Origin of the sequence: Mycobacterium sp. (assembly GCF_965229105.1) — a bacterium.
In the GTDB taxonomy this organism is placed as follows: Bacteria; Actinomycetota; Actinomycetes; order Mycobacteriales; family Mycobacteriaceae; genus Mycobacterium.
Window position 1 is genome coordinate 2653650 of sequence record NZ_OZ245858.1, and the last position, 26417, is coordinate 2680066.

Consider the following 26417-nt stretch of genomic DNA (forward strand, 5'->3'; position numbering starts at 1 on the left):
GTGACGACTTGACCTGGGTCACCCGATGGGGGAGTGCGGCTCGCGACGACTGCGCAGAAATGACAAAAACCCCGCCAAAGCAGGGTTTTTGGGTGGTGCGCCGTCAGGGTTTCGAACCCCGGACCCGCTGATTAAGAGTCAGCTGCTCTACCAACTGAGCTAACGGCGCGTCAACTGCGTGTGAGACGATAACAGGCCCGAGCGTTCCCGGCGAAATCCGTACACTTAGCAGCAGCTGGAGACCCGTGACGCTGTAGTCGCGTTCGGTGTCCATGTGCCCTTAGACTATTGCCAAGATTGCTGGTTGGCGGTCCGTTTGACGAGGTGGAGCAAAGTATGTCGCAGGTCCGTTCCGTGACCCGTCGGCGAGGCTATCGGCCCTGGTTGGCGGCTTTGGTGCTGCTGCCTGCCGTCGTCTTGGGCATGAGTGCATGCACCACCAACTCTGCTCCGCCGGCACCGCAGGTCATCTCCGACAAGGGAACGCCGTTCGGTGACCTGCTGGTACCCAAGCTGGCCGCGTCGGTCACCAACGGCGCCGTTGGAGTCTCTGTCGACCAACCGGTGACCGTCACCGCCGAAGATGGCGTTCTGGGGGCGGTGACCATGACCAACCAGGACGGCACCACGGTGCCGGGCAAGCTGAGCAAGGACGGCCTGACGTGGTCGACCTCCGAACCGCTGGGGTACAACGAGCGCTACACCCTCAGCGCACAGTCGCTGGGCCTTGGTGGCGTCACCAGCAGGCAGATGACGTTCGAGACGCATTCGCCGGAAAACCTGACCATGCCCTACGTCATGCCCAACGACGGTGAGACGGTCGGTATCGGACAGCCGATCGCGGTGCGGTTCGACGAGAACATCCCCAATCGCGCAGCGGCCGAGCGGGCCATCAAGGTGACCACCACACCGGCGGTCGATGGTGCGTTCTATTGGCTGAGCAACCGCGAAGTCCGTTGGCGGCCACAGAACTACTGGAAGCCGGGCACCACCGTCGACGTTGCGGTCAACACCTACGGCGTTGACCTGGGCGACGGCCTGTTCGGCCAGGAGAACGTCACCACGCACTTCACCATCGGTGACGAGGTGATTGCCACCGCCGACGACAACACCAAGACGCTGACCGTCCGCATCAACGGTGAGGTGGTCAAGACCATGCCCATCTCGATGGGCAAGAACAGCACTCCGACCAATAACGGCACCTACATCATCGGTGATCGGTTCTCGCACATGGTGATGGATTCATCGACCTACGGTGTGCCGTCCAACGCGCCCAACGGATATCGGACCGAGGTCGACTACGCCACCCAGATGTCCTACAGCGGTATCTACGTTCACGCCGCGCCGTGGTCGGTGGGCAGTCAGGGCTATTCGAATGTCAGTCACGGGTGTTTGAACGTCAGCACCAGTAACGCGCAGTGGTTCTACAACAACACCAAACGCGGCGATATCGTCGAGGTGGTCAACACTGTTGGCTCCGTCTTGCCCGGTGTCGATGGTCTTGGCGACTGGAACGTCCCGTGGGAGCAGTGGCGCGCGGGTAACGCGAACATCTGACCACCGCGCGGACTACGGTTCTGGCAGCGCACATTTGCGCAAGGCTGACCGGGGGGTTGCGCGCAATGTCTGGATTCACTTCACCCGCGCTGCGTCGAGTTGCGGTCGTCAGCCTCAGCGCCGCGGTGATATGCGCCGCGACCACAAGCAACACCCTCGCGCACCCGACCGCCGTGGTGGCCAGGGCGCTGCACCTCCCCGTCGTGCTGACCGGGGCGATCGACGAGACGCCGACCACCTTGGGCATCGCCGACTCTAATCTCTACAGGTTGTCCGACGCGGACATCGACGCCACGCTTGATCGGCTGAAAGGCATGGGCGTCAACGATATTCGCATTGCGGTGCCCTGGATTTACACCCAGCCGGCGGACAACGAGGACTACGACTGGACCAAGCTCGACTACGTCGTGCACGCCGCTAGCGAGCGCGGGATGAACATCGTCGGCGCGATCTCCGGGACCCCGGCATGGGCCGGCTTCCCGATCAACGGGCACTCCGACCCCGCCGACTACGCCCGGTTCGCCGCAGCCGTGGCGGACCGCTACAAGGACGACACCATCGGTGAGATCGACGCCTACGAGGTGTGGAATGAGCCCAACGGCTCGCTGTTCTATAACCCGATCGACGCCGCGGCCTACACGGCGATGCTCAAAGCCGCCTACCCGGCGATCAAGGCGAGCAACCCGAACGCGGTGGTGATCGCCGGCGTGCTGGGGTCGGTGTCGACGATCCCCGGACTCTCACTGCAACCGGAGACGTTCCTCGCGCAGATGTATGACGCGGGCGCACAGGGCAACTTCGATGCTTTGTCGTTTCACCCGTACCACTACACGCTGCCGTTCTCGCTGGGGGAGGACGTCACGAATTCGCCGTTGAATCAGGTGAAGGCGATCCGGGCACTGATGGATGCCCACGGTGACGAGGCGTTGAAGATCTGGGCCACCGAATACGGTCTGCCGACCAACCCGCAGATCTCGCAAGCGCAGCAGGCCGCCTTTATCCACGACTTCGTGGTGTCCTGGCAGGGTGTCGACGGGGCCGGGCCGATCTTCATCTACACCACGCGCGACACCAACACCGGCGCCTTCGACGACGAGGACAACTTCGGGATCTTTCACACCGATTGGACGCCCAAGCCGGCGGTGGACACCGTCGAAGACCTGATCGAGGACCTCGCCGACGGTACGGCGGAACCATTCGACGTCACCCCCTTCGTGCCGGCCAACAACTTCCTGGACCAGCTGCTGATCGTGGGGCGGCAGGTGATCAGTCTGCTGTTGATCGTGCCGAGGGCGCTCTTTCAGATCGCCGTCTCGGCGGTGACGTACGTCGTGCAGGCCGTCGGTGCACTGCTCGGCGGGGCCTCGGCCGCCAAGGTACCGGCGGCAGTCGGCGTTGCCGCCGCGGTTGAGCGAAACGCGACAGCCAGCGGCACGTCGCCAGCGCCGAGAGCTGCGGCGGCGAAGAGTAGCCGCAACCCGGCCGAATCTCCCGCGGCAACAAAGACATCCGCTGCGGCTAGCGCGGGTGGGGTGGGCAGTCGTAAGAGCAATGCGGCCCCGAAGCGGGTGCCTGCGGGCGCTGCGGCGCGAAGCGCAACCGACCATCAACAGACCTCACCTGGGGCGTCGAAAAAGACAACATCGCGTTCCGCGGCAGGCGCGTCGGGATAATAAAAAAGGTCAGGGGGCGAAAACGCCCCCTGACCTGGTGGGGTGGCTGACGGGACTCGAACCCGCGACAGCCAGGATCACAACCTGGTGCTCTACCAACTGAACTACAGCCACCATTGCTGAATTCGGGCTGACCCGACGTGCAGCGTGGTCGATCTTAACCGGTCCGACCGCCTGTGGCCGAATCCATTCACTCGTGCGTTGCCGCCGGCGGTCCGAGCTCGGCGGCTACAGCCGCAATATCGCTGGTAGAGGGTCCGGGAGGGGCGACGAACGCGGTACGGCGGTAGTACTTCAACTCGTTGATCGACTCATGGATATCGGCCAGCGCGCGGTGGGCGAGGCCTTTTTCCGGCTGACCGAAGTAGATGCGCGGGTACCACCGGCGGCACAGTTCTTTGATAGAGCTGACGTCGATCATCCGGTAGTGCAGGAAGTCGTCGAGCGCGGGCATATCGCGGGCGATGAAGCCCCGGTCGGTGGCGATCGAATTACCGCACAGCGGCGCGGTCTTGGCCGCTTTGACGTGTTGGCGGATGTAGTCCAGCACCGCGGTCTCCGCGGTAGCCACATCGATGGTGGATGTCTTGACCTCGTCGATCAGCCCCGACCGGGTGTGCATCCGCGTGACGATTTCGACCATTCCGTCCAGTGCGGCGTCATCGGTGTGAATGACCACGTCAATACCGTCACCGAGGATGTTCAGGTCGGCGTCGGTCACCAGGGCCGCGATTTCGATGAGGCGATCTGAACCGAGATCGAGCCCCGTCATCTCGCAGTCGATCCATACCAATTCTTCGCGCACGGGGTTCAACAGTATTCGCCCGCAATCTGCCGCGCGCGCCCACACCCGCCTGCGTGAACTTTGCCAAGTAATGTGCGTGGATTGCTGGATCCAGAAAACCCGCCAGGAGGACCGCGTCTGTGAGCTCTCAAAGATGAGCACCGATTCCGCGCCCGCCGGGCCACCGTTGACACCGTCGCAGAAAATCGCCGCGGGTTACGCCGTCGATGGTCCCGCACTGCAACTGGGTTCGGTCGTCGTCGACGGTGTGGCCGATCCGGCCGCCCACGTCCGCATTCCGCTGGCCACTGTCAACCGCCACGGCCTGGTGGCCGGCGCCACCGGCACCGGAAAGACAAAGTCGCTGCAGGTGATCGCCGAGCAGCTGTCTGCTGCCGGGGTGCCTGTGCTGATGGCTGACGTCAAGGGTGATCTGTCCGGACTGTCGCGTCCCGGCACGCCGGGGGAGAAGACGGCCCAACGGGCTGCCGACACCGGGGACGACTGGACCCCGACGGCATATCCGGTGGAATTTCTGTCACTGGGCACCTCTGGTATCGGTGTGCCGATCCGGGCGACGATCACCAGCTTCGGCCCCATTCTGCTGTCGAAAGTGTTGGGGCTCAACGCCACCCAGGAATCCACCCTGGGCCTGATCTTTCACTGGGCCGACCGGCAGGGCTATGCGCTACTCGACCTCAAAGACCTACGCTCGGTCATCCAATTCCTCACCAGCGATGAGGGCAAGCCCCAGCTCAAAGCACTTGGTGCGGTGTCCCCGACGACGGCAGGGGTCATCCTGCGGGCGCTGGTGAATTTGGAAGCCGAAGGCGCAGATACGTTTTTCGGTGAACCGGAACTGCGGCCAGAAGATCTGATGCGGGTCGACGCCCAGGGCAGGGGCATCATCACGCTGCTCGAGCTCGGTAATCAGGCCGCCCGGCCGGTGATGTTCTCGACGTTCTTGATGTGGGTGCTTGCCGATCTGTTCACGTTCCTGCCCGAAGTCGGCGATATCGAAAAGCCAAAACTGGTCTTCTTCTTCGACGAGGCGCACCTGCTGTTTACTGATGCCTCCAAAGCGTTCCTGGAGCAGGTGGAACAGACCGTCAAACTGATTCGCTCAAAGGGCGTCGGCGTCTTCTTCTGCACGCAGTTGCCGACCGATATCCCCAATAATGTTCTGTCGCAGCTCGGTGCACGTATCCAGCACGCGCTGCGGGCGTTCACCCCCGACGATCAGAAAGCGCTCAGCAAGACCGTTCGGACCTACCCGAAAACCGATGTCTACGACCTGGAGTCGGCGCTGACGTCATTGGGTACCGGCGAGGCGATCGTCACGGTGCTCTCCGAGCGGGGCGCGCCGACACCGGTGGCTTGGACCCGGATGCGTGCACCCCGGTCATTGATGGACACCATCGGTCCCGACGCGATCGCCGCGGCCGCGAAAGCCAGTCCGCTGCAGGCCGAGTACGGCCAAACCATCGACCGCGATTCGGCCTATGAGCGGTTGGCCGCAACGCTGGCGCCACCACCCCCGCCTCCCGCCGCACCCGCGCCTGCTGATCTGCCACCGCTCCCACAGCAGGTGGAGGTGCCGCCGATGCCAGCGCCGGCGCAACGCGAGGAGCCGGGCATGTTCGACAAGATGATGGACAATCCGGCCGTCAAGAGCGCACTGCGTTCGGCGGGCACCGTCATCGGCCGCGAGATCACCCGCAGCATTTTCGGTACCGGTCGCCGCCGACGCCGTTGAGTCTGTTACTCGCCGCCGAGCTTCTTGTACACCGCACCGACGATCGGCGAGACGATACTGCGGGGCGCGTACCCGCTGGCGACCGACATGGCTTTGGACGTCAGCCCCGGGACCACCCGCATCTTGTTGTGTACCAAGCCATCCAGTGACACCTTGGCGGTGTATTCGGTGTCGATCCACAGGAAGTCGGGGATGAGTTTTTCCACCAGCGAGCGTTCCGAAGGGTCGGGCAGATCGGTGCGCACGGGCCCCGGCGCCAGCACCGTCACATGCACGCCGGCCTTGCGCACCTCACCGCGCAGTGACTCGCTGAAGGTGTTCGCAAACGCCTTCGACGCGGCGTAGGTGGCGTTGTTCGGAATGGGCGAATTGCCCGCCGCCGAACCGGATATCAGGATTCCGCCGGCACCGCGGGCGATCATCCCCGGCAGCACAGCCAGCGTAAGGTCATGTACCGCATTGACATTGAGCTGGACTTGGGACTTCTCGCCGGCGGGGTCGAGGGTGGCCACGGGTCCGAAGGTGGCCGTTCCGGCGTTATTGCACAGGATCGAGATATCCCGCCCGGCCAATTCGTCGGCGAGGATGTCGCGTTCCATCTCGTCGGTGAGATCGACCGCGCGCACCTCCACGGTGACGCCGTAGCGCTCGACGAGGCGCGCCGCCAACTCGGTCAGCACCTCTTCTCGTCGTGCGGTCACGATCAGGCTGTAGCCACGGGCAGCGAGTTCGGTCGCCAATGCCTCACCGATGCCTTGGGAGGCGCCGGTGACGACGGCTCGGGCGTCCGGACGGGGTGGGGGAACTGGCATGCCGCAATGGTAGACAACACGCTGCCCGCCGCGAACGACGGACAGGGCACCGTCCCGCGGACCGATAGAGTGCCCGGCATGAGCAACCCCGCAGTGGGTTCGCGCATGTCCGACCGATCCAGGGTTATCGCCTGGGCTTTGTGGGACTGCGGTAACACTGGTATGAGCGCGATCGTCGTGACGTTTGTGTTCTCGGTGTATCTGACGGGCACGGTCGGCGAGGGCATGCCGGGCGGCGCTTCCCCGGCGAGCTGGCTGGGCCGAGCCCTGACCCTCGCCGGCCTTACTGTGGCGGTGCTGGCGCCGGTGACGGGGCTGTGGGTGCAGGCCCCACGGCGCCGTGGACGAGCGCTCGGTGTCCTGACCGGTGTGGTTGTCGCGTTGACGTGTGTGATGAGCTTGATCCGCGACGACCCGGCCTATCTCTTCCCGGGACTGGCCCTGCTGGCGCTTACCGCGGCCTTTGGCGAGCTCGCGAGCGTTCCCTACAACGCGATGCTGAAACAGCTGTCCACGCCGGAGAATTCTGGGCGAATATCTGGATTCGGTTGGGCGTCAGGCTATCTGGGTAGCGTCACGCTACTGCTGCTGGTTTATGCCGGGTTCATCGTGGGCGATGGGTCCACGCGTGGATTGCTCGACATCCCAACCGCCGACGGTCAAAACGTCAGGTTCGCGATGCTGTTGGCCGCCGCCTGGTTCGCGGTGTTTGCGCTGCCGTTGCTGTTCACTGCCCATCACACCGTGCCGGCGGTGAGCGAACCGCAGCACCGTGTCGGAATATTCGGCGCATATCGCAAGGTGTGGGCAGACATCGTGCTCGAGTGGCACCGCGACCGTAACCTCGTCTACTACCTGCTTGCCAGCGCGATCTTCCGCGACGGCCTGGCCGGTATTTTCACCTTCGGTGCGGTGCTGGGGGTATCGGTATATGGGATCTCCCCAGCCGACGTCCTGATCTTCGGGGTGGCCGCCAGTGTGGTCGCCGCAATCGGTGCGGTGATGGGCGGCTTCCTCGATGACCGCGTCGGGTCCAAACCGGTGATCGTCACATCCCTGATGGCGATGATCGCCGCCGGACTCGCGCTGCTGGCGCTGTCGGGGCCGGTGTCGTTCTGGGTGTGCGGTCTGGTGTTGTGCCTGTTTCTCGGCCCGACGCAATCATCGGCGCGGACGCTGCTGCTGCGGATGTCCGCCGACGGCCGTGAAGGTGTCTCCTTCGGGCTCTACACGATGACGGGCCGGGCGGTGTCATTCCTGGCGCCGTGGTTGTTCTTTGTCTTCGTCGACGCGTTCCACGCCGACCGGGCCGGCATGGGTGGGCTGTGCGTGGTGCTGGCTGCGGGCCTGTTGGCGATGCTGGCCGTGAAGGTGCCGCGCCGCTAGCCCTGAACCGCTAACCCGCTGGATCTGATTGCCGGGCTATCCTCTGCGGGAGCTCGTTCCTCGCTCCCGCATCGTCACCCGGCTGAAGCGCAGATCGTCAGGCCCGTACCCGTCCGCTGCCGCACCTGATCGCCATCGACGGTGACCGAGCAGGTGACCTGTCGACCCACGTTGAGCACCGTCACGCTTGCGGCGCTGGAGGCCGGCGCGGTCAGGCTGACCTGCCTGGTCCACGGCAGCACCACGTTGAACTCCATCTGCAGCACGCCGCCGTCATCGACGTAGGTGATGCTGATGGCCCTGCCTTCGCCGGTCACGCTGTACGTCACGGTCTGGGCGACGCCCGGCTCGGAGGTGGTCGAGCGGGTCGGCGGGATGGCCGCGGTGGTGCTCGGTGCCGTCGACCGGGTGGTACTGGGGCTCGGTGTCCGGGACGTCGTCGTCGGAGCCGAGCTGGTGCTGGCATCGGGCATCGGGGGCAGTGGCGCAACGAGCGTGTCGTCCTTGGACGAACCATTGGCGATCACCAGCGCGATCACCAACCCGACGACGAGCAGAACTGCCAGGCCCGCAACGATCCACAGCCAGCGTGGCGACTTCGGTGGCCCGGCCGGCGGCTCACCGGGCGGTGGCGCACCCGGCGGTTGGTACTGCGTCGTCTGCGTCCAGTACGGCGGGAGCTGCTCGGTGGGGTTGGGCGACGACGGCGGAACGTAACTCGGATAGGTGTACTGGCCCGAGTACGCCGGATCGGTATAGCCCAGCTGCTGGGTCGGTTGCGACCAAGGGGGCTGATTTGGATCAGGCCCATCTGGTCGACGTGGATCGCTCATGCCCACCTCATGCCTGCAGGCTACCTCCGGTTTGAAGTCGCAGAGTGTCTCCCACTGTGTTTACCTCTTCTCAGCAGTGTGAATACAGGGGCCCTAACTATCCCGTCAATACCCTGACGAAACGAGGCTCCATGCCGAGATCGCTGGGAATCGAGGAGGAGTTCCACCTCGTCGATCTCAAGTCACGACGGCTGGCGGCGCGCGCACCTGAGTTGTTGGACCGGTTGTCCGACACCTATGTCGCGGAGCTGCAACGCTGTGTGATCGAGATGAACAGCGGTGTCGTGCATACGCTTTCGGGCTTGCGTGACGAATTGGTCACCCATCGCCGGGTCCTCGTCGACAATGCCGCAGAGCTCGGGATGGGTGTCGTCGCGGCCGGGGCGGTGCCGTTGTCGGTCCCGGCGGAAATGGCTGTCACGGCAACCGCACGCTACCGCCAGATGCTTGCCGACTACCAATTGTTGGCTCGCGAACAACTCATCTGCGGCACTCAGGTACATGTCGGAATCGACAGCCGAGACGAGGCTGTCCTTGTTGGGCACCGGGTCGCGCCCTATCTACCGACTCTGCTCGCGCTCAGCGCCAGCTCACCGTTCTGGTCCGACGGATCTGATACCGGTTACTGCAGTGCCCGCACGTTGGTCTGGCAGCGGTGGCCCACCACTGGTCCCGCCGCACCGGTGGAGTCGGCCGCAGAATACGACGCCTTGATCGCGGACCTGGTGGCCAGCGGGGTCATCGCCGACAGCGGGATGGTGTATTTCGATGTCCGCCCGGCCAGTTCGGCACCATCGCTGGAGCTGCGGATCTGCGACAGCTGTCCGTCCGTCGACACCATCGTGCTGATCGCCGGCCTCTTTCGCGCGCTGGTGGAACGCGAGGCGCAAGCGCATCGGGCCGGCATCCCTGCGTTGCAGATCTCCCCGACGATCGGTCGGGCCGCGCTTTGGCGAGCCGCCCGCTCGGGTCTGGAGGGCGAACTCGTCGACGTGTCTGGACCCGTCGGCAGACCGGCCGCGGAAGTCGTCAGCGAGCTGGTCCGCTCACTGCGACCCCAGTTGGAGGATGCCGGTGACTGGCCGTTGGTCAGCAATCTGACCCACGAAGTACTGATCGCGGGCACGTCATCGGCTCGGCAGCGTCGTGCCCTGCGCCGTCGCGGCAGGCTCACCGATGTCGTCGACCAGTTGATCGCCGAAACCGCAGGTCGGTGGCCGAACACTGCCGCCGCCGTCGTCCAGACCCCGACGCTGTTGTTCGGCTATCAGGCCGAAACCGTCTACCAAAGCTATGACGAGGCGGTGGACCCCGATGGCCGGCCCCGCCCGCGCTACACAGAGATGCTCGACACCGTTGCCACGCTCGGGGTGTCCGCGCTGCGGTCGCGGGAAGGCGGTATCGAGCAGGAGCAGCGTGCCGACAACATTCTGTTCAAGGTCAGCGGTCAGAGTCGCGCGCAGGTCTTCCCGATCGACCTCATGCCCCGGGTGATCGAAGCCGACGAATGGGACCAGTTGGCGGCCGGGCTGGGGCAGCGGGCCAGGGCATTGAACGCTTTCCTGCGCGATGTCTACTCCGAACAGCGGATCATCGCCGATGGTGTGATGGAGGTGGCGGCACTCGATCGCGCGCCCGGCTTCCGCTCCACCGGGCGGCTCAGTCCCGCGGCGGTACGCGCCCATGTCAGTGGCACCGACCTCGTCTGTGACGATCGTGGGCACTGGATGGTGTTGGAGGACAACCTGCGCATTCCCTCCGGTGCCGCCTACGCGATCGTCAACCGCAGGCTGCTGAATAAGCACCTGCCCGAACTCATCCGGCCCGCTGGTATTGGCGACGTCGAAGACCTCCCGCGCATGCTGCTCGAGACGCTGCGCGCGGCCGCTCCCGCCGATGCCGGGGCGGAGCCAGCCGTGGTGTTGTTGTCCGCTGGTTGGGAAGACTCAGCCTGGTTCGAACACACCTTTCTCGCCGAACAGATGGGCGTACCGCTGGTGCGTTCCTCTGATCTGTCGGTACGCGACGGAAAACTGATGCGCCACAACGGTTCTGCCACCCACCCAGTCGATGTGGTCTACGCACGGATCGACGAGGACATGTTGTTGTCGTCGATCGGTCACGATGGACAACCGTTGCGGATGGGTCTGATGGCAGCCGTCGCGGCCGACACTCTTACGATCGCCAACGCGCTGGGCAACGGCATCGGCGACGATAAGGCCATCTACCCCTACGTGCCGGCGATGATCGAGTACTACCTCGACGAGAAGCCGTCATTGGCGCAGGTGCCCACCTGGATCTGTGCGGAACGCACCCAGCGCGACTATGTGCTGGCGCATTTGGACGAACTCGTCGTCAAACCCATCGACGGTTTCGGTGGCAACGGTGTGGTGATCGGACCCGACGCGTCGCAGGAGGCGTTGGATGCCCGCAGGCAGGAGCTGGCGACCCATCCCGAGCGCTATATCGCCCAGGAGGTGGTGGCGCTGTCGACGCACCCGACCTTCGACGGCGAGGGCATGTACCCGCATCACGTCGATCTCCGTACCTTCGTGCATCTACGTGCCGATCGCGACGGCGATGTCACCGCCTTGGTGATGCCGGCCGGACTGACCCGGGTGGCCAGCCGAGGGTCACGAATCGTGAACTCGTCATCGGGTGGCGGCAGCAAGGACACGTGGGTGCTGGGCGCGGCGAGTTGAGTGCGCGCGTGAACAGAGGGGCGACCTGTGTGTGGCTTATGCGGTGAGATTCGGTTCGACGGAAATGCCGCCGACGTCGATGCGGTGGCGCGGATGACCGGTGCCATGGTCTCCAGAGGCCCTGATTCTGACGGTGTCGTCGCGCACGGCCGGATCGCGCTGGGTCACCGCAGGCTGTCCATCATCGACCTGTCGGCGCGCGGTGCCCAACCGATGACCGATAGCGAACTCGGGTTGACGCTGGTGTTCAACGGCTGCATCTACAACCACGAGTCTCTGCGAAAAGAGTTGGAGGCCTTCGGTTACCGCTTCTTCTCCAACGCCGACAGTGAAGTGCTGATCAAAGCGTTCCACCGGTGGGGTCCACGCTGCGTCGATCGTTTCAAGGGTATGTTCGCCTTCGCGATCGTCGACCGCGAAACCGGGGTGGTGACGCTGGGGCGCGACCGGCTCGGCATCAAACCGCTCTATCTGGCCCAGCGGCCGGGGCGGTTGCGATTCGCATCAACGGTGCGCGCCCTACTCGACGCCGGCGATGTCGACACCGGCATCGACCGAGACGCTCTTCACCACTACATGACCTTCCATTCGGTGGTGCCCGCGCCGCTGACCCTTTACCGCGGTGTCCGCAAACTCCCACCGGCGACGGTCCGGGTGATCCAACCCGACGGGACCTACGAGGACATCGTGTACTGGGCGCCGGGCTTTCGCCGCGATCCCGCCCGTGCCGACTGGTCAGCCGTTGACTGGCAGGACGCGCTGATGGAGTCGCTGCGGACCGCCGTCGAACGACGGATGGTGGCCGATGTCCCCGTCGGTGTCCTGCTGTCCGGCGGGATCGATTCCTCCATCGTCGTTGCGCTCCTGGCTGAACAGGGGCAGCAGGGATTGTCCACCTTTTCCATCGGATTCGATTCAGCCGGTGGGGAATCCGGTGATGAGTACGCCTACTCCGATCTGATAGCGAAGACCTTCGCCACTGACCATCACCGGATCCACATCGATTCGTCACGGCTGTTGCCCGCAGTGCCGAAAACCGTTGCCGCGATGAGTGAGCCGATGGTCAGCCATGACTGTGTGGCGTTCTATCTGCTGTCCGAAGAGGTCAGCAAGTCGGTGAAGGTCGTCCAGTCCGGGCAGGGTGCCGACGAAATTCTGGCCGGCTACGACTGGTATCCGCCCCTTGCCGACACCCCACGCGGGCAGACCACCGACGCCTACGCGAACGTCTTTTTCGATCGAGGGCATGCGGGTGTCCAGGCGCTGCTCGCGCCGGACTACAGCATCGCCGAGGATGTCAGCCGCGCGTTCGCGGCCGCGCACCACGACGCTCCGGGAGCCGATACCGCAGTGGATGCCGCGCTGCGCCTCGATACCACCGTGATGTTGGTCGACGACCCGGTCAAACGGGTCGACACGATGACGATGGCCTGGGGTCTTGAGGCGCGAGTGCCGTTCCTCGATCACGACTTCGTCGACCTCGCGGCGACCTGCCCGCCGGAACTGAAACTGGCCGGCGGCGGCAAAGGCGTACTGAAAGAGGCGTCCCGCGCACACCTTCCGGCCGAGGTCATCGACCGGACCAAGGGATATTTCCCGGTGCCGGGTATCCGTCACCTGGATGGGCCCGTGCTGGATCTGGTCCGCGACGCGCTGACCAATGACGCGGCGCGCGCCCGAGGGTTGTACCGTTCGGAGACCGTCAACGCGATGCTGGCCGCCCCGAACGACACCCGCACCACGCTGGGTTCGAATGCGCTGTGGCAGCTCGCCGTGCTGGAGATGTGGCTGCAGGCTATGGAGGAGTAATCGTGGGACAGCAGGTGCGCGCTATCTACGGCGCATCCATCTCACCCGATGCGACAGCCTTCGCCCATATCGTCGATGACGGCGGATATCCCCGCGCGGTGCAACGCTTCATGCGCGGCTCGCGGGCCAGTTCCTCCCGTGATGTCGATCTACCGGTGGAGGGTCCGGTCACCAAGGTCATCCACTCCGCCGACGGTCACTGGCTGGCGTGCGAAGTGGCTCCCGACGGAGCGTCCCGGACCCAGATCTGGGTGGTGACCACCGACCCGGACGATCGCGACGCGCGGCGCATCGACGGCAAGGCCGGATTGGACGATCAAGGCTCAGACGACGGCACAGCCGAACTCATCGGGTGGGACGGCACCCAGGTGGCGGCGATCCTCACCGGGCAGGACGGGGTCGGTCAATCCTGCCTGATCGACCCGGCCACCGGGGACCGCATCATCTTGGACCGGCGCTCGGCTGGCCGGTTGGTGGATTCGTGGGCAGGTTCGGCATTGATCCGGGTGGGCCCGCGTGGCTACCGGGAGTTGATCATGCTGCACGGGCTGACCGAGATAGCTCTGCTTCCATACGAACCGGGCTCGACCACCGATGCGGGTGTGATCCTCGATGACCACAGCCCACGGCGGCTGCGATATGGCACCGACGGCGACGCAACCAAGCTCTATCAGCCCGCCAACACCTACGGCCCGAACAGCTCCGAAGGTTTCGTCCGCGCGCTCATCCGCAGTGACAACGGATCCGACCACGCCCGCCTGTTGGAGGTGACGACCACCGAAGACGGGGTGCTCTACCACGTCGTAGCGGAGAAGCCGGGGTTCGAGCTGGAGGAATTCGTCATCAGTGATGACCTCTCGACGGTGGCTCTGCTATGGAATATCAATGGCTGCAGCGAATTACAGATTCTGCAGTATGTCGACAACACGCTGAGCGAGCCGATCCCGTTACCAGGTCCGGTGGTGGGGGAGCTGTCGATCAGCGCCGGCGGATCCATGGTCGCCATGACAGTGCAGGGCCCGTCGCAGCCGCCGACGGTCGAACTGATCGACACCCGAACAGGGGTCTGGGAGCCGGTCGACCGGGTGCCGACATCGGGCCCGTTGGCTGCGGCGCCGACGCTGGACACCATCACCGCACGCGATGGATTGACCCTGACGGCCTGGCGTTACAGCCCGCCACCTGGCGCCGGTGATCACGGCGCACTGATCTATCTGCATGGCGGACCGGAGGGGCAGTCCCGGCCGGACTACAGCGAGGTGTTCCCCCTTCTGCTCGACGCCGGCATCACCGTGTTCACGCCGAATGTCCGGGGATCCGGCGGATTCGGCAAGGCCTTCATGCACGCCGATGACCGCGAACGGCGATTCGCCGCCATCGACGATGTGGCCGACTGCGCGAACTATTTGATCGCCAACGGCTTTGCCGATGCTGCGCGGATCGGTTGCGCCGGTTGGTCCTACGGTGGCTACCTCACGTTGGCCGCCTTGACGTTCCATCCTGACCTGTTCGCCGCTGGGATCAGTATCTGCGGGATGAGCGACCTCAGCACGTTCTACCGAAACACCGAAGCGTGGATCGCGGCGGCGGCCTATCCCAAGTATGGACACCCCATCAGCGACCGGGATCTGCTCGATCAACTCTCACCTCTGCTACGCGTTGATGCCCTCACCGCACCGCTTCTGTTGATACATGGCGGCAACGACACCAACGTCCCGGTCAACGAGTCCACCCAGATGGCCGAGGCGTTGCGAGAGCGCGGCCGCACGGTGGGCTATCTGGTCTTTCCCGATGACGGCCATGACATCGCCAAGCGAGAGAACCGGGCCACTTTGGCGGCCGCGGTCAAGGAATGGCTAACGTCAGCCTTCGTCGCCGGTCAACCTGTGTAGCTAGCTGTAGCTAACAATCTCCTAGCGGTGCTCATTTGTGATGTTTGGATAACTTGCGCGCGGGTAAACCTGCTCACGCAGCAATGGTGCGAACACGAAAAACGGAGGCGACAACATGCGAGGTGGCGGACTTCTCGGCGTGATCGTGCTGGTCTGGTTATTGATCGGGGTGGTTGCGGCGTTCCAGCGTGGCTATTTCGAGAACACCCAAACCAATTGCGCCACAGCAGGAACCATCGCACTGACGGTGGTTGTGGGGCCCTTGAATTATGCGGGTGTCAACCCGAAGGTTGAGGGTTGCAATCTTCCTCAGCCCAGCCAGTAGTAAAACCCGCAACTGGTTATTCACTCATCGAATGGAGTAACAATGATCGTCCTCGGAGCAATTTTGCTCATCCTCGGGTTCGTTCTTCATATCAGCATCCTGTGGACCATCGGCATCATCCTGCTGGTCATCGGTGCGGTCTTCTGGATCCTCGGCGCCACCGGCCGGGCCGTGGGTGGCCGAAAAGTCTGGTACTGACCCGCGTAGCACCTAACGCCGCCTACTGGCCCTCCTCATTGGGGAGGGCCAGTAGGCGTTTGCGTGCGTGACCCGATGACAGGCGCTCGGATTGTTCGTAGGCAGAAGCGCACTGGCACCGGGAGCTCATCATCTGCAACGAGCGCTGCGACACCGATGTCTCGTTTCATCGTCCCTTCTCGCCCGACATCGGGCCACAGGAGTCTAAAACTGGTTGGACTCACTCACCGGGAACATGTCACGCGAATCTTACTGCAGGACTTGACAATTACCTTCGCTACTACAACCATGGACAAACGGCACAGCTCACTGGGAATGATCTCACCCATCAACTTTAAGATCACCTCACGGATCAATCAGCAATCAAGCTAACCGTGTCCACTTTTCCAGGGGAATCCCACTCGAGGACTTCGGCAGCGAAGAGCGTCGGAGCGTCCCGGCTATGTTTCGTGGAAATAGCGATTATCCATGTAGGCGTGGTCGCGGTGCGCCGAGGTGAGTTGACGGCGACTCCCACGGCAGATATTTCGCGCAAAAAGCGGAGAATTCGTTATCAGTACGAGCGCTAATCATCGCGCCGGCGGTCACCTGGGTTTCCCGGAATTACAGTCGCGATGAGGGCGCCGATGAATGCCGCAGCAAGGCCCGCAATAATCCACTTCCGATACGCTTCGATGTCGGCTATCCACCATTCTGCGGTGGTGCCGCGGATCGAGATGTCTTCGCTGGAATTTCGGAGGGTCCAGAGGGCGACGTCTGCTTTCACGTCAACTGGTGACGGGTCTAGGCTGCTGAAATCTATGGCGACATCGTCGCGCTTAGAATCGTAATCAGAGTTTGGTTCTAGCGTGACGCCGAAGCCGCGTTCAAGTCCACCAAGTCCGGGCGTGAGCCCAATTGCAGCTGCTTGCCGCGGCAAGTAAGAGAGTTCGAAGTTTTTTGAGGCGATGCCGGCGGACGTAGTATTGAAATCCTCCGAATCACATGATATTTCGTACCGCGCCATCGAGCGACCCGAACCTTGATCTAGCGTGCGCGAAATCGCTCGCACTTCGAAGACAGCGCTGTCCCCTGCCGAGGGGCGTCTCTTGATTTCGGAATTGTAGGTCGTGAGCTTTTGGACTGTGCCGTCCGAACCGTAGGCCACCTGTGGGCCAGGTTCGCAATTTGTCGCGAACAGCGGCATCACGACGACGACGGGTGGGAGGTCCTCCGGCCGGCTGTCTTCGGTGGGTAGCAGCACGCTGACTGTGAAAAATACAGTCCAGCTCAGGTTCGAGTGCACTCTGAACTGAAACATCGGGGGTAGACCCCATGAAAGCCCATTAAAGTCGTTAGGATTGTCTACCCCGACCGCAACGGTTCGAAATTCCTTGATGCGAGCAAGGGGACGGGGCTCCGCAACGACCTCTGACGAATAGAGCGATATCCCGATCATTAAGATCGAGATCACCGCAGCTGCGGCCGCGACCTTCCGCCAGAATTTATGCGAGCCCATTTGCCATCTCCCCAAGTCCCCGTAGCGGCAACCGTCAAGATAACCCACAAGCGAAATCTGTGCACGGCTCCGCTGGATTGCAATGTCATTGGTAGGAGGACGGGCCTGGCACACCACGCCCTACGATTCGCCGCATCAATGCCAGCTTCGTCACTCGTACGCAACCGCTGCGCGACGGAGGAGCATTTCCAGCGCGATCCGGTTGAGTCACAAATCCCTCGACGCTATCAAGACGGAACCGCCATATGACGGCGCTTCCATGGAAGCCTTCATGCGCCGTCTTGGTTAGCTAATTGCATGCTCCTCAGGCTGTCAGTGATAGGCCCCGTTCCTGGGCCATCCGGGCTGCAGTCACCTCCGGCAGTCAGACGACACCTCGGCTCCCACACCGCTCCCGGTCGGCGCTCGACTTCGACCGGATGGGGGTGCAGAATTCAGAGGTCGGCGAGAAACGACGCGAACCAGGCCGGCCGGCGATCAGCTGGGAAGGTCTCATTCACTCCATCAGTATTTTCATGGAAAATAACAACTATCCATGAATCTCCGAGGTCACTGCTTAGGAACCCAAGACACTGCATTGGGTGGGGGAGTGGACGATTGCGACGCGAATCACGCTTTACCATGGTTTGCGCTACAACCCGCTTGGCTGAATTTGGTTGCCGCGAATCCTGGTGAAACAGCGTTCAGTGCCTTGATCGATCGGATATAGGCAGCGTTGCCCTCAGCAGGTCGCTCTGCCTGGATTGTCCACGAAGTTGACTGGCGCCAACAGTTTTGGGCACTGGTGCGGGATGTCGATGGCGGTAAGATCCTCGAACAGGGACGTGACGGAGTGCGGGACAGGTCTGCCTTGCTTCACAACCACCAGTCAAGAAAATCGGCATGCTCATGCGACGCGTATGCCCGTGGCCATCAATTTCGAGTGTGAATCCGCCCGTGAGCGCGGGCAGAAGCTCAAGAGTGCCTGTGATGATCGCTTCAACGGCGATCCCGAGTTCTATTACTCCCGCTCCTGCTATCACGGTACTTTTTGTTGTCATACCGTCGCCCGCGGTATGACGCCGCAACGTAGCGCGAAACCCCCTACCGACTACGTTTCCAGCGTAGTCATAGATGTTGTCTGCCCGACCTGAGTCTTTATCGATGCCGACCACCGATTCGTGCTCCTTTCGCCATCTGTGAAAGTTTTCCGCGCCGACCTGACAGAGGGCTTTCCAGGCAGTTGAATCAGCGAGCTCTTTTAGGGCGGTGACGGAGCGGCTGTGGCATTCCGGGATGGTTTTGCGCAACGACTTGACGGTCTCGATGTTCAGTGACAACCACGCGTCATAATCCTCGGTGACGAATGGGATGTAGTTGTCCCCGAGCAGGCGGAGCTTCGGATGGGAAGAGAACTGCGCGCGGGTCTCTGGGGCGGTCCTCGCCACTCTTGCGACAAAGTTGATGAGTCGGTGTCCGACACTTACCGCGGTATCTATCGCGCTATCGGCCAGGTAACGCTGTGCGATGGCCATTCCTGCTCGCGCAGTTCCCGCTGTGATAGCTCTGCTGTGCCAAACTGCCTCCAGATAGGTTGCGCTGCTTAGAGTCAGTGACTCTGCAATCCAGCCGGCGAGCGCACATGTCTGGCGCCACTGGCTGGTCCGCAAGTCGGCGACGCCGCTGGGTTCAAAGTCGGCGCGGCTATACGCCCGTGCCCGGTCGCAGATGCGGTAGACCTCGTCGAGGCCAAGATCGCTGAGCTCTGGCCTGAGATCGACCGCCCCTTGATGGACCCCAATGTGCCATAGCTTGGACCAGTACGGTAGTTAGGGTGGCCGACGCCTTCATCCGTGTTCCTAGCCAGAGTAGTTGCGGTGCTGTAGGTTTCGGCGTACTGGGCGATCACTGCGGCGATCCCGTACTTCGGCAGCCTCTTCGATGCGCGAGGCCGGCCGACCTGGGGCATCGGGTGCGGAGACGTCATCCACTGCGTCAGTATTTCACGGATAATAACAGTTCTCCATGACTGCTGAAAATCAGAAACATTACGCTGCTGCATCTTTCATGGCAACGTTGCTCCACTCCCTGTACGGTCGCCCCGGCACGGCGGGCGACTCGGTGGTCGACGATTCACCGTCAGAGTCCGCTTACCAACAACGACTGGACAAGTCGGTAGGTTGTGCTGATCGGAAGTCCGGTGCGGGCCGCGATCGAGGTGAGGGTCAGATCGAGGTCGGCGTCACTGAGGGCGCTTAGCGCAGCAATGGCTCGGTGCACAGACTGTGGACTCGATGTCGACACTCTGGGGATGCTCGTGCCTGGCTACCACTTACACAACGGTTCGCAGGCCCAGCGATTTCTAATCACGACGCGTGGTCTTTGCGGTGCAGGGAGCCTCGCCTACAGCTGTGTAGCGGCCTTATCAAGGACGACGGTCGCCCGCTGAGAGCAGCGCGGCGACCGTCATCGCACGTAGCACCGCTCGGGATCGCGCAGTGCCGCCGGCCGGTTTACCCCCGGCCGGCTTTGTGCTGTACGGGGTCGAGTTGAGCAACCCGAATGCCGCGTGCGCCACCAACCGCGCATCCGCTTCGTCGAGGGCGCTATCGACGTCGCGCAACACCCTGACCCAGATCTCGACGTATTGGCGCTGACTACGGCGCACCTGACGCAGGGCCGCGGCCGGAAGATGAATGAGGTCGCGATCCTGAATCCGGATCAGATCCGGCTCGCCGAAGGCGAAATCCAGGTGGAAATCCACCAGGCCCGCCAAGGCGTCATCGGCCGAATCCGCCTCTGCGACAACGGCCCGCCCACCGTCGAGTAACCGCGCGCTGATGCCGACGAGTAACTCGACCAGCAGAGCTTCCTTATTGGGGAAATGCCGGTAGATCGCGGGTCCGCTGACATCGGCGACGCCGCCGATGTCTTCGAGTCGGACTGCAAGGAATCCTCGTTCGGCGAAGAGCCGCTCCGCCGCCGACAACAACTGCGACCGACGATCGGACTTCATCCGACTGCGTCGGGTGGGTTCTTGGTCGTCGGGCGATGCGTTGGTAGACACGGTGCTCCCATCGACTCATCGAACTCAACCTGGACAACTCGGTTAATCGTGACTAACATACCACCAGTTAGTGGTGATTAACTCAAACGATATCGATGGGCGGCACGATGACAGTGGGGGTGGTCAACCGCAACGAGCATCTCGTGCTGGTGACGCAGCTGCGCGAAAAGCTGGCGACGGCGGCACTGGGCGGGCCGGAACGCTCCCGCGAGCGGCACGTGTCGCGCGGCAAACTGCTACCCCGTGACCGGGTCGACGGTCTGCTCGATCCCGGTAGCCCGCTGCTGGAAATCGCCCCCTTGGCCGCCGACGGGATGTATGACGACGATTGCCCCGGTGCGGGCATCATCACCGGAATCGGCAGGGTCTCGGGCCGCGAGTGCATGATCGTCGCCAACGACGCGACGGTCAAAGGCGGTACGTACTACCCGGTGACGGTCAAAAAGCATCTGAGGGCGCAGGAGATCGCGGGCCAGAACAGGCTGCCGTGCATTTACCTGGTCGACTCCGGTGGTGCCTTCCTGCCGCGGCAGGACGAAGTGTTCCCCGACCGCGACCACTTCGGCCGGATCTTCTTCAACCAGGCGACGTTGAGCGCCCAGGGCATTGCGCAGATCGCAGCAGTGCTCGGCTCGTGCACCGCCGGCGGCGCCTATGTGCCGGCCATGAGCGATGAGGCGGTCATCGTCCGCAATCAGGGCACGATCTTCCTCGGCGGCCCGCCGCTGGTGAAGGCGGCGACTGGCGAGATCGTCACGGCCGAGGACCTCGGCGGCGGTGACCTGCATTCGAAGGTGTCCGGGGTTACTGATCACCTGGCCCACGATGATCGCGACGCCCTGCGGATCGTGCGGCGGATCGTGTCGACCCTCGGGCCCGTCGAAAGCCCACCGTGGAACGTGCGGCCCACCGTTGCGCCGCTCGCCGACCAAAGCGAGCTTTACGACATCGTTCCCGTCGACTCCCGGGTGCCCTACGACGTCCACGATGTCATCACCCGCATCGTCGACGGTGGTGAGTTCACCGAATTCAAGGCCGAATACGGGACCACCCTGGTGACCGGCTTTGCCCACATCCACGGTCATCCGGTCGGCATCGTGGCCAACAACGGTGTGCTGTTCGGTGAATCAGCACTCAAGGGAGCGCATTTCATCGAGCTCTGCGATAAGCGCATGGTGCCCTTGCTGTTCCTGCAGAACATCGCGGGCTTCATGGTGGGCCGTGACTACGAGGCCGGCGGGATCGCCAAGCACGGCGCGAAAATGGTCACCGCGGTGGCATGCGCGCGGGTACCGAAGCTCACCGTGGTTATCGGCGGATCGTACGGAGCCGGTAACTATTCGATGTGCGGCCGGGCGTACTCGCCGCGCTTCTTGTGGATGTGGCCCAATGCGCGCATCTCAGTGATGGGCGGTGAGCAGGCCGCCTCGGTATTGGCGACCGTCCGTGGTGACATGACCGCGGAGCAGGAAGAAGATTTCAAGGCCCCGATCCGGGCCCAGTACGAAGAGCAAGGCAACCCCTACTACTCGACCGCGCGGTTATGGGACGACGGCGTCATCGATCCAGCTGATACCAGAACCGTGGTGGGTCTGGCACTTTCAGTGGTCGGTAACGCGCCGGTCGAGCCCGTTTCCTACGGCGTCTTCCGGATGTGAGCGACATGACGTTCGATACCGTGCTGGTGGCCAACCGTGGCGAGATCGCGGTCCGTGTCATCCGAACGTTGCGGTCGATGGGTATCCGTTCGGTCGCGGTGTACAGCGATGCTGACGCGGGAGCCCGCCACGTGGCCGAAGCCGATACCGCGGTACTGATCGGGCCGGCGGCCGCGCGGGATAGCTATCTGAACATCGCTGCGGTCGTCGACGCCGCGGTACGCACTGGTGCCGATGCCGTCCACCCAGGGTATGGGTTCCTCTCGGAGAACGCCGATTTCGCTGCCGCGCTGCGCGATGCCGGCATCGTCTTCATCGGGCCGCCGGTGAGCGCCATCGCGACGATGGGCGACAAGATCACCGCCAAGAAGACGGTCTCGGCGTTCGGCGTTCCGGTGGTACCCGGTATCGCGCGTCCCGGTCTGACCGATCCGGAGCTCATCGCCGCCGCCGGTGACATCGGCTACCCGGTGTTGGTCAAACCCTCCGCAGGCGGCGGGGGCAAAGGGATGCGGTTGGTCGAGGACCCCAGCGAGCTGGGAGCTGCCCTGGTCTCTGCACGACGGGAATCGGCCGCCGCCTTCGGTGATGACACCCTGTTTCTTGAACGATTCGTGCTGCGCCCCAGGCATATCGAGGTACAGGTGCTCGCCGACGGTTACGGCAATGTGATCCATCTCGGCGAGCGGGAATGCAGCCTGCAGCGCCGCCATCAGAAGGTCATCGAGGAGGCGCCGTCGCCACTGTTGGATGAGGCCACCCGGGCACGGATCGGCGCGGCCGCCTGCGATACCGCGCGCAGCGTCGACTATGTCGGCGCCGGCACGGTGGAGTTCATCGTCTCCGCCGATGCCCCCGACGAGTTTTTCTTCATGGAGATGAATACCCGCCTGCAAGTGGAACATCCGGTCACCGAAATGGTCACCGGCTGGGACCTGGTCGAATGGCAGGTGCGGATCGCGGCAGGGGAGAAGCTGTTGGTACCCCAGCAGGACATCGTCCTGCGCGGGCACGCCATCGAGGCGCGCGTCTACGCCGAGGATCCGGCCAGGGGTTTCCTGCCCACCGGCGGGCACGTCTTGGATCTGGTTGAGCCAGAAGGGGATGGCGTGCGGGTCGACTCGGGCTTGCGCGCGGGCACCGACGTTGGCAGCGACTATGACCCGATGCTGGCCAAGGTGATTGCCTATGGTCAGGACCGGGCTGCGGCGCTACGCGGACTCGACCGCGCCCTGGCCGGCAGCGCCGTGCTCGGTGTCGTCACCAACATCGAGTTCCTACGATTCCTGTTGGCCGACCCCGAGGTGATCGCCGGACGCCTGGATACCGGGCTATTGGACCGTCGGGTCGCGGATTTCGTGCCGGCAGCCGCGGACGATACCGAATTCATCGCCGCCGCGGCGTACCGGTGGCTGCAGCGCTGGCGCGCGGCCGATGACCTGTGGTCGACCCCGTCGGGCTGGCGCATCGGGGCACCCGCGGCGACGATCACCCGGTTACGGGCGGGGGAGCGGACCGACCATGTCAGCATTACCGGCACCCCAGTGTCGGCGACGGCCACTGTCGAACACGGTGAAACGCATTCGCTGACAGTGCATCTGGATGATCCCTATTTGACTGTGACGTTGGACGGACTGCGCACCCGCTACCGCGTGGCGAGTTGCGGTGACAGCATCGGTGGCGGCCAGATCTGGCTGTCCTGCGCCCGCGGCGTCGCGGTGCTGGACGAAGTGCGGGAAGCGCCGGTACGGGCGGAGGACGAGCACAGCGGTGACGCGGAGCTGACCAGTCCGATGCCGGGGGCGGTCGTGGCCGTCAACGTCGACGACGGTGCGCAGGTGACCGCGGGCACCGTCGTCGTCGCAGTCGAGGCGATGAAAATGGAGCATGCCCTCTCTGCGCCGGTCGATGGTGTGGTCGAACTTCTTGTCGCCGTGGGCGATCAGGTCAAGGTGGGCCAACTGTTGGCCAGGATCACCGCAACCGAACACTCGATAAAGGAAGAAACATCATGACCGACTATTTGTCGACTGGGTCGCTGCCCGAGGATTACGCGCAGCTGGCCAAGACGGTGCGCGACTTCGCGCAGAGTGTCGTGGCACCTGTGGCCGCCAAACATGATGCCGAGCACTCCTTTCCATATGACGTGGTCGCGGGGATGGCCGAGATGGGCCTCTTCGGCCTGCCCTTCCCGGAGGAATACGGCGGCATGGGCGGTGACTACTTCGCATTGTGCCTGGCGCTGGAGGAGCTCGGGAAGGTCGACCAAAGCGTCGCGATCACTCTGGAAGCCGGTGTCTCGCTGGGCGCCATGCCGGTATTCCGATTCGGCAACGACGAGCAGAAGCAGGAATGGTTGCCGCAGTTGACCAGCGGGCAGGCGTTGGGTGCGTTCGGCCTGACCGAAGCCGGCGGCGGCAGCGATGCGGGAGCCACCAAGACCACCGCGCGCCTCGATGACGGGCACTGGGTGATCAACGGCTCCAAGCAGTTCATCACCAACTCCGGCACCGATATCACCAAACTGGTGACAGTCACTTGTCTTACTGGGGGTTCACCGGCTCGCCGGGAGATCTCCTCGATCCTGGTGCCGGTTCCCACCGCGGGATTCACGGCGGAACCGGCCTATAACAAGGTCGGCTGGAACGCCTCGGATACTCATCCGCTGAGCTTCGACGATGTGCGTGTGCCCGAGGAGAATCTGCTTGGCGTGCGCGGTCGCGGCTACGCGAACTTCCTGCGCATCCTCGACGAGGGTCGCATTGCGATCGCCGCGCTGTCGGTGGGTGCGGCACAGGGCTGCGTGGACGAAAGCGTCAAATACGCCAAAGAGCGTTCTGCGTTCGGACAGCCGATCGGCAAATATCAGGCCATCGAGTTCAAGATCGCGCGGATGGAAGCCCGGGCGCACGCCGCACGCACGGCCTACTACGACGCGGCTGCCTTGATGCTGGCCGGGAAGCCTTTCAAGAAGGAAGCGGCTATTGCCAAGCTGGTGTCCAGTGAGGCGGCCATGGACAACGCCCGTGACGGCACCCAGATCCACGGCGGCTACGGGTTCATGAACGAATACGCCGTGGCACGGCACTACCGCGATAGCAAGATTCTCGAGATCGGTGAGGGCACAACCGAAGTGCAGTACATGGTGATCGCCAGGCAGATGGGCCTCTAAAATGAGTGCAGAAGAGAAGGTCATCGTCCAGCGCGGCTTGTGGTTTGAGGAACTCGAGCCCGGCGTGCGCTACCTGCACCGACCGGGGCGCACCATCACCGAAGCCGATAACGTGCTTTTCACGACGCTGACGATGAATACCCAAGCGCTACACCTCGATGCGGCTTTCGCCGATGCGCAGCCGCCGTTCCATCAGCGGCTCGTCAACTCGATGTTCACTCTCTCGACGTTGGTCGGCTTGTCGGTCGCGCAGTTGACGCAAGGCACCATCGTCGGAAACCTTGGCTTCTCCGATATCGCCTTCCCCAAACCGCTTTTCCACGGCGACACCCTGTACGCCGAAACCGTGATCAGCGAGAAGCGTGAATCGAAAAGCCGCCCGGGGGAAGGCATCGTGACCTTCGCCCATACCGGCCGCAACCAGCATGGCGATATCGTTGCCACCGCCAGCCGGAAAACGATGGTGCGTAAACAACCCGCCGCGGGGTCAGACACAGAGGAGAGCTAGTGCCGCTCGACAACGCCGGACCTGGGTGGCTGTTCTGCCCCGCTGACCGCCCCGAGCGATTCGAAAAGGCCGCTGCTGCAGCCGATATCGTCATTCTGGACTTGGAGGACGGCGCCGGTGACAAGGCAGCTGCCCGCGATGCGCTGGTGCGCACGCCGCTGAATCCGGCACGCACGGTCATTCGGATCAATGCGGCCGACTCCGGTGAGCAGGAGCTCGACCTGCAGGCGCTGGCGCGTACCGACTACGTAACCGTGATGCTGCCGAAATGTGAGTCCGCCGAGCAGGTGACTGCGCTGGCTCCGTTGGAGGTGGCGCTGATCGTGGAAACGCCGCTGGGTGCACTGAAAGTGGACGAGACGGCGGCCGCTGCCAACACCGTCGCCGTCATGTGGGGTGCGGAGGACCTGTTCGGATTCCTCGGCGGCACGGCGAACCGTTTTGCCGACGATTCCTATCGGGATGTCGCGAAGTATGTGCGGTCGCGCTCGCTGCTGGCCGCGAAGGCCTACGGCAGGCAGGCGCTGGATTCGGTGTACATCAACATCAAGAATCTTGACGGACTCCGCGTCGAGGTCGACGACGCCGTCGCCGTCGGTTTCGATGCCAAAGTTGCGATCCATCCCAGCCAGGTGGCGGTGATCCGAAGCGGATACGCGCCGACACCTGAACAGGTCACGTGGGCCCGGCATGTCCTCGACGCAGCCTCCGATCAGCGCGGAGCCTTCGCTTTCGAGGGCCTCATGGTGGATGCGCCGGTATTGCGGCGAGCCGAGCGGATCGTCTCACTGGCGCCGTAGCAGTCCAC

Annotated in this window: 21 protein-coding genes and 2 tRNA genes; 14 read left to right on the plus strand and 9 right to left on the minus strand. The window is 63.5% G+C overall.

What is annotated here, in order from left to right:
* Positions 1–93: 93 nt before the first annotated feature.
* Positions 94–169 (minus strand) — tRNA-Lys (locus ADBZ9O_RS12650).
* A 167-nt stretch (positions 170–336) separates the two neighbouring features.
* On the opposite strand from ADBZ9O_RS12650, the gene ADBZ9O_RS12655 reads away from it, so the two are divergent.
* A complete protein-coding gene (locus tag ADBZ9O_RS12655) occupies positions 337–1557 on the plus strand; it encodes an Ig-like domain-containing protein (RefSeq protein ID WP_526531675.1) in 1221 nt (406 codons plus the stop codon).
* A 65-nt stretch (positions 1558–1622) separates the two neighbouring features.
* Positions 1623–3230 (plus strand): cellulase family glycosylhydrolase, encoded by a 1608-nt coding sequence (locus ADBZ9O_RS12660; protein WP_526531677.1) that lies wholly within the window; start codon positions 1623–1625, stop codon positions 3228–3230.
* A 38-nt stretch (positions 3231–3268) separates the two neighbouring features.
* Here the strand turns inward: ADBZ9O_RS12660 and ADBZ9O_RS12665 are convergent.
* Together ADBZ9O_RS12665 and orn are read right to left on the minus strand one after the other, a co-directional pair.
* Positions 3269–3344, minus strand: a tRNA-His gene (locus ADBZ9O_RS12665).
* Positions 3345–3420: 76 nt separating this feature from the next.
* Positions 3421–4035, minus strand: a complete 615-nt coding sequence (gene orn, locus ADBZ9O_RS12670) for an oligoribonuclease (protein WP_526531679.1) — start codon at positions 4033–4035, stop codon at positions 3421–3423.
* 133 nt (positions 4036–4168) lie between these two features.
* On the opposite strand from orn, the gene ADBZ9O_RS12675 reads away from it, so the two are divergent.
* Positions 4169–5770: a helicase HerA-like domain-containing protein gene (locus ADBZ9O_RS12675; protein ID WP_526531681.1), complete on the plus strand. Its 1602-nt coding sequence runs from the start codon at positions 4169–4171 to the stop codon at positions 5768–5770.
* A gap of 5 nt (positions 5771–5775) precedes the next feature.
* Here the strand turns inward: ADBZ9O_RS12675 and cmrA are convergent, their stop codons facing one another.
* The gene (gene cmrA, locus ADBZ9O_RS12680; RefSeq protein ID WP_526531683.1) at positions 5776–6582 is read right to left on the minus strand and encodes a mycolate reductase; all 807 of its coding nucleotides are present in this window, start codon (positions 6580–6582) and stop codon (positions 5776–5778) included.
* 78 nt (positions 6583–6660) lie between these two features.
* On the opposite strand from cmrA, the gene ADBZ9O_RS12685 reads away from it, so the two are divergent.
* Entirely contained in the window at positions 6661–7968 is a 1308-nt protein-coding gene (locus ADBZ9O_RS12685) for an MFS transporter (protein ID WP_526531685.1), read from the plus strand.
* A gap of 74 nt (positions 7969–8042) precedes the next feature.
* On the opposite strand, the gene ADBZ9O_RS12690 is transcribed toward ADBZ9O_RS12685, so the two are convergent.
* A complete protein-coding gene (locus tag ADBZ9O_RS12690; RefSeq protein ID WP_526531687.1) occupies positions 8043–8801 on the minus strand; it encodes an MmpS family transport accessory protein in 759 nt (252 codons plus the stop codon).
* 131 nt (positions 8802–8932) lie between these two features.
* Between ADBZ9O_RS12690 and ADBZ9O_RS12695 the strand changes: the two genes are divergently transcribed.
* The 5 genes from ADBZ9O_RS12695 (at position 8933) to ADBZ9O_RS12715 (ending at position 15727) form a co-directional block, all read left to right on the plus strand.
* The gene (locus ADBZ9O_RS12695; RefSeq protein WP_526531689.1) at positions 8933–11503 is read left to right on the plus strand and encodes a glutamate--cysteine ligase; all 2571 of its coding nucleotides are present in this window, start codon (positions 8933–8935) and stop codon (positions 11501–11503) included.
* Positions 11504–11530: 27 nt separating this feature from the next.
* Entirely contained in the window at positions 11531–13312 is a 1782-nt protein-coding gene (locus ADBZ9O_RS12700; protein ID WP_526531691.1) for an N-acetylglutaminylglutamine amidotransferase, read from the plus strand.
* A 2-nt stretch (positions 13313–13314) separates the two neighbouring features.
* Positions 13315–15204 (plus strand): S9 family peptidase, encoded by a 1890-nt coding sequence (locus ADBZ9O_RS12705; RefSeq protein WP_526531693.1) that lies wholly within the window; start codon positions 13315–13317, stop codon positions 15202–15204.
* Positions 15205–15319: 115 nt separating this feature from the next.
* Entirely contained in the window at positions 15320–15529 is a 210-nt protein-coding gene (locus ADBZ9O_RS12710) for a hypothetical protein (protein ID WP_526531695.1), read from the plus strand.
* A gap of 42 nt (positions 15530–15571) precedes the next feature.
* Positions 15572–15727 carry a DUF6131 family protein gene (locus tag ADBZ9O_RS12715; protein ID WP_526531697.1) on the plus strand — a complete coding sequence of 52 codons (156 nt, stop codon included), beginning with the start codon at positions 15572–15574 and terminating at the stop codon, positions 15725–15727.
* A 565-nt stretch (positions 15728–16292) separates the two neighbouring features.
* Here ADBZ9O_RS12715 and ADBZ9O_RS12720 read toward each other — a convergent pair.
* From ADBZ9O_RS12720 to ADBZ9O_RS12735, 4 genes are all read right to left on the minus strand, one after another.
* Entirely contained in the window at positions 16293–17225 is a 933-nt protein-coding gene (locus tag ADBZ9O_RS12720) for a hypothetical protein (RefSeq protein ID WP_526531699.1), read from the minus strand.
* A gap of 683 nt (positions 17226–17908) precedes the next feature.
* Positions 17909–18739 carry a hypothetical protein gene (locus ADBZ9O_RS12725; protein WP_526531701.1) on the minus strand — a complete coding sequence of 277 codons (831 nt, stop codon included), beginning with the start codon at positions 18737–18739 and terminating at the stop codon, positions 17909–17911.
* A gap of 604 nt (positions 18740–19343) precedes the next feature.
* On the minus strand, positions 19344–19508 hold the full coding sequence (locus tag ADBZ9O_RS12730) for a helix-turn-helix domain-containing protein (protein WP_526531703.1): 165 nt from the start codon (positions 19506–19508) through the stop codon (positions 19344–19346).
* A gap of 121 nt (positions 19509–19629) precedes the next feature.
* Complete coding sequence (locus ADBZ9O_RS12735; RefSeq protein WP_526531705.1) at positions 19630–20271, minus strand: SACE_7040 family transcriptional regulator; 642 nt, start codon at positions 20269–20271, stop codon at positions 19630–19632.
* A gap of 95 nt (positions 20272–20366) precedes the next feature.
* Between ADBZ9O_RS12735 and ADBZ9O_RS12740 the strand changes: the two genes are divergently transcribed.
* The 5 genes from ADBZ9O_RS12740 to ADBZ9O_RS12760 are packed head-to-tail and all read left to right on the plus strand — an operon-like array spanning position 20367 to position 26409.
* Positions 20367–21929 carry a carboxyl transferase domain-containing protein gene (locus ADBZ9O_RS12740; protein ID WP_526531707.1) on the plus strand — a complete coding sequence of 521 codons (1563 nt, stop codon included), beginning with the start codon at positions 20367–20369 and terminating at the stop codon, positions 21927–21929.
* Positions 21930–21934: 5 nt separating this feature from the next.
* Complete coding sequence (locus tag ADBZ9O_RS12745; RefSeq protein ID WP_526531709.1) at positions 21935–23944, plus strand: acetyl/propionyl/methylcrotonyl-CoA carboxylase subunit alpha; 2010 nt, start codon at positions 21935–21937, stop codon at positions 23942–23944.
* Entirely contained in the window at positions 23941–25101 is a 1161-nt protein-coding gene (locus ADBZ9O_RS12750) for an acyl-CoA dehydrogenase family protein (RefSeq protein ID WP_526531711.1), read from the plus strand. Before ADBZ9O_RS12745 ends, ADBZ9O_RS12750 begins: the two co-directional genes overlap by 4 nt.
* Before the next feature lies 1 nt (position 25102).
* Positions 25103–25609 (plus strand): MaoC family dehydratase, encoded by a 507-nt coding sequence (locus ADBZ9O_RS12755; RefSeq protein WP_526531713.1) that lies wholly within the window; start codon positions 25103–25105, stop codon positions 25607–25609.
* Positions 25609–26409 carry an HpcH/HpaI aldolase/citrate lyase family protein gene (locus ADBZ9O_RS12760; RefSeq protein WP_526531715.1) on the plus strand — a complete coding sequence of 267 codons (801 nt, stop codon included), beginning with the start codon at positions 25609–25611 and terminating at the stop codon, positions 26407–26409. The genes ADBZ9O_RS12755 and ADBZ9O_RS12760 overlap by 1 nt, the downstream gene beginning before the upstream one ends.
* The last annotated feature ends 8 nt before the right edge of the window (positions 26410–26417 follow it).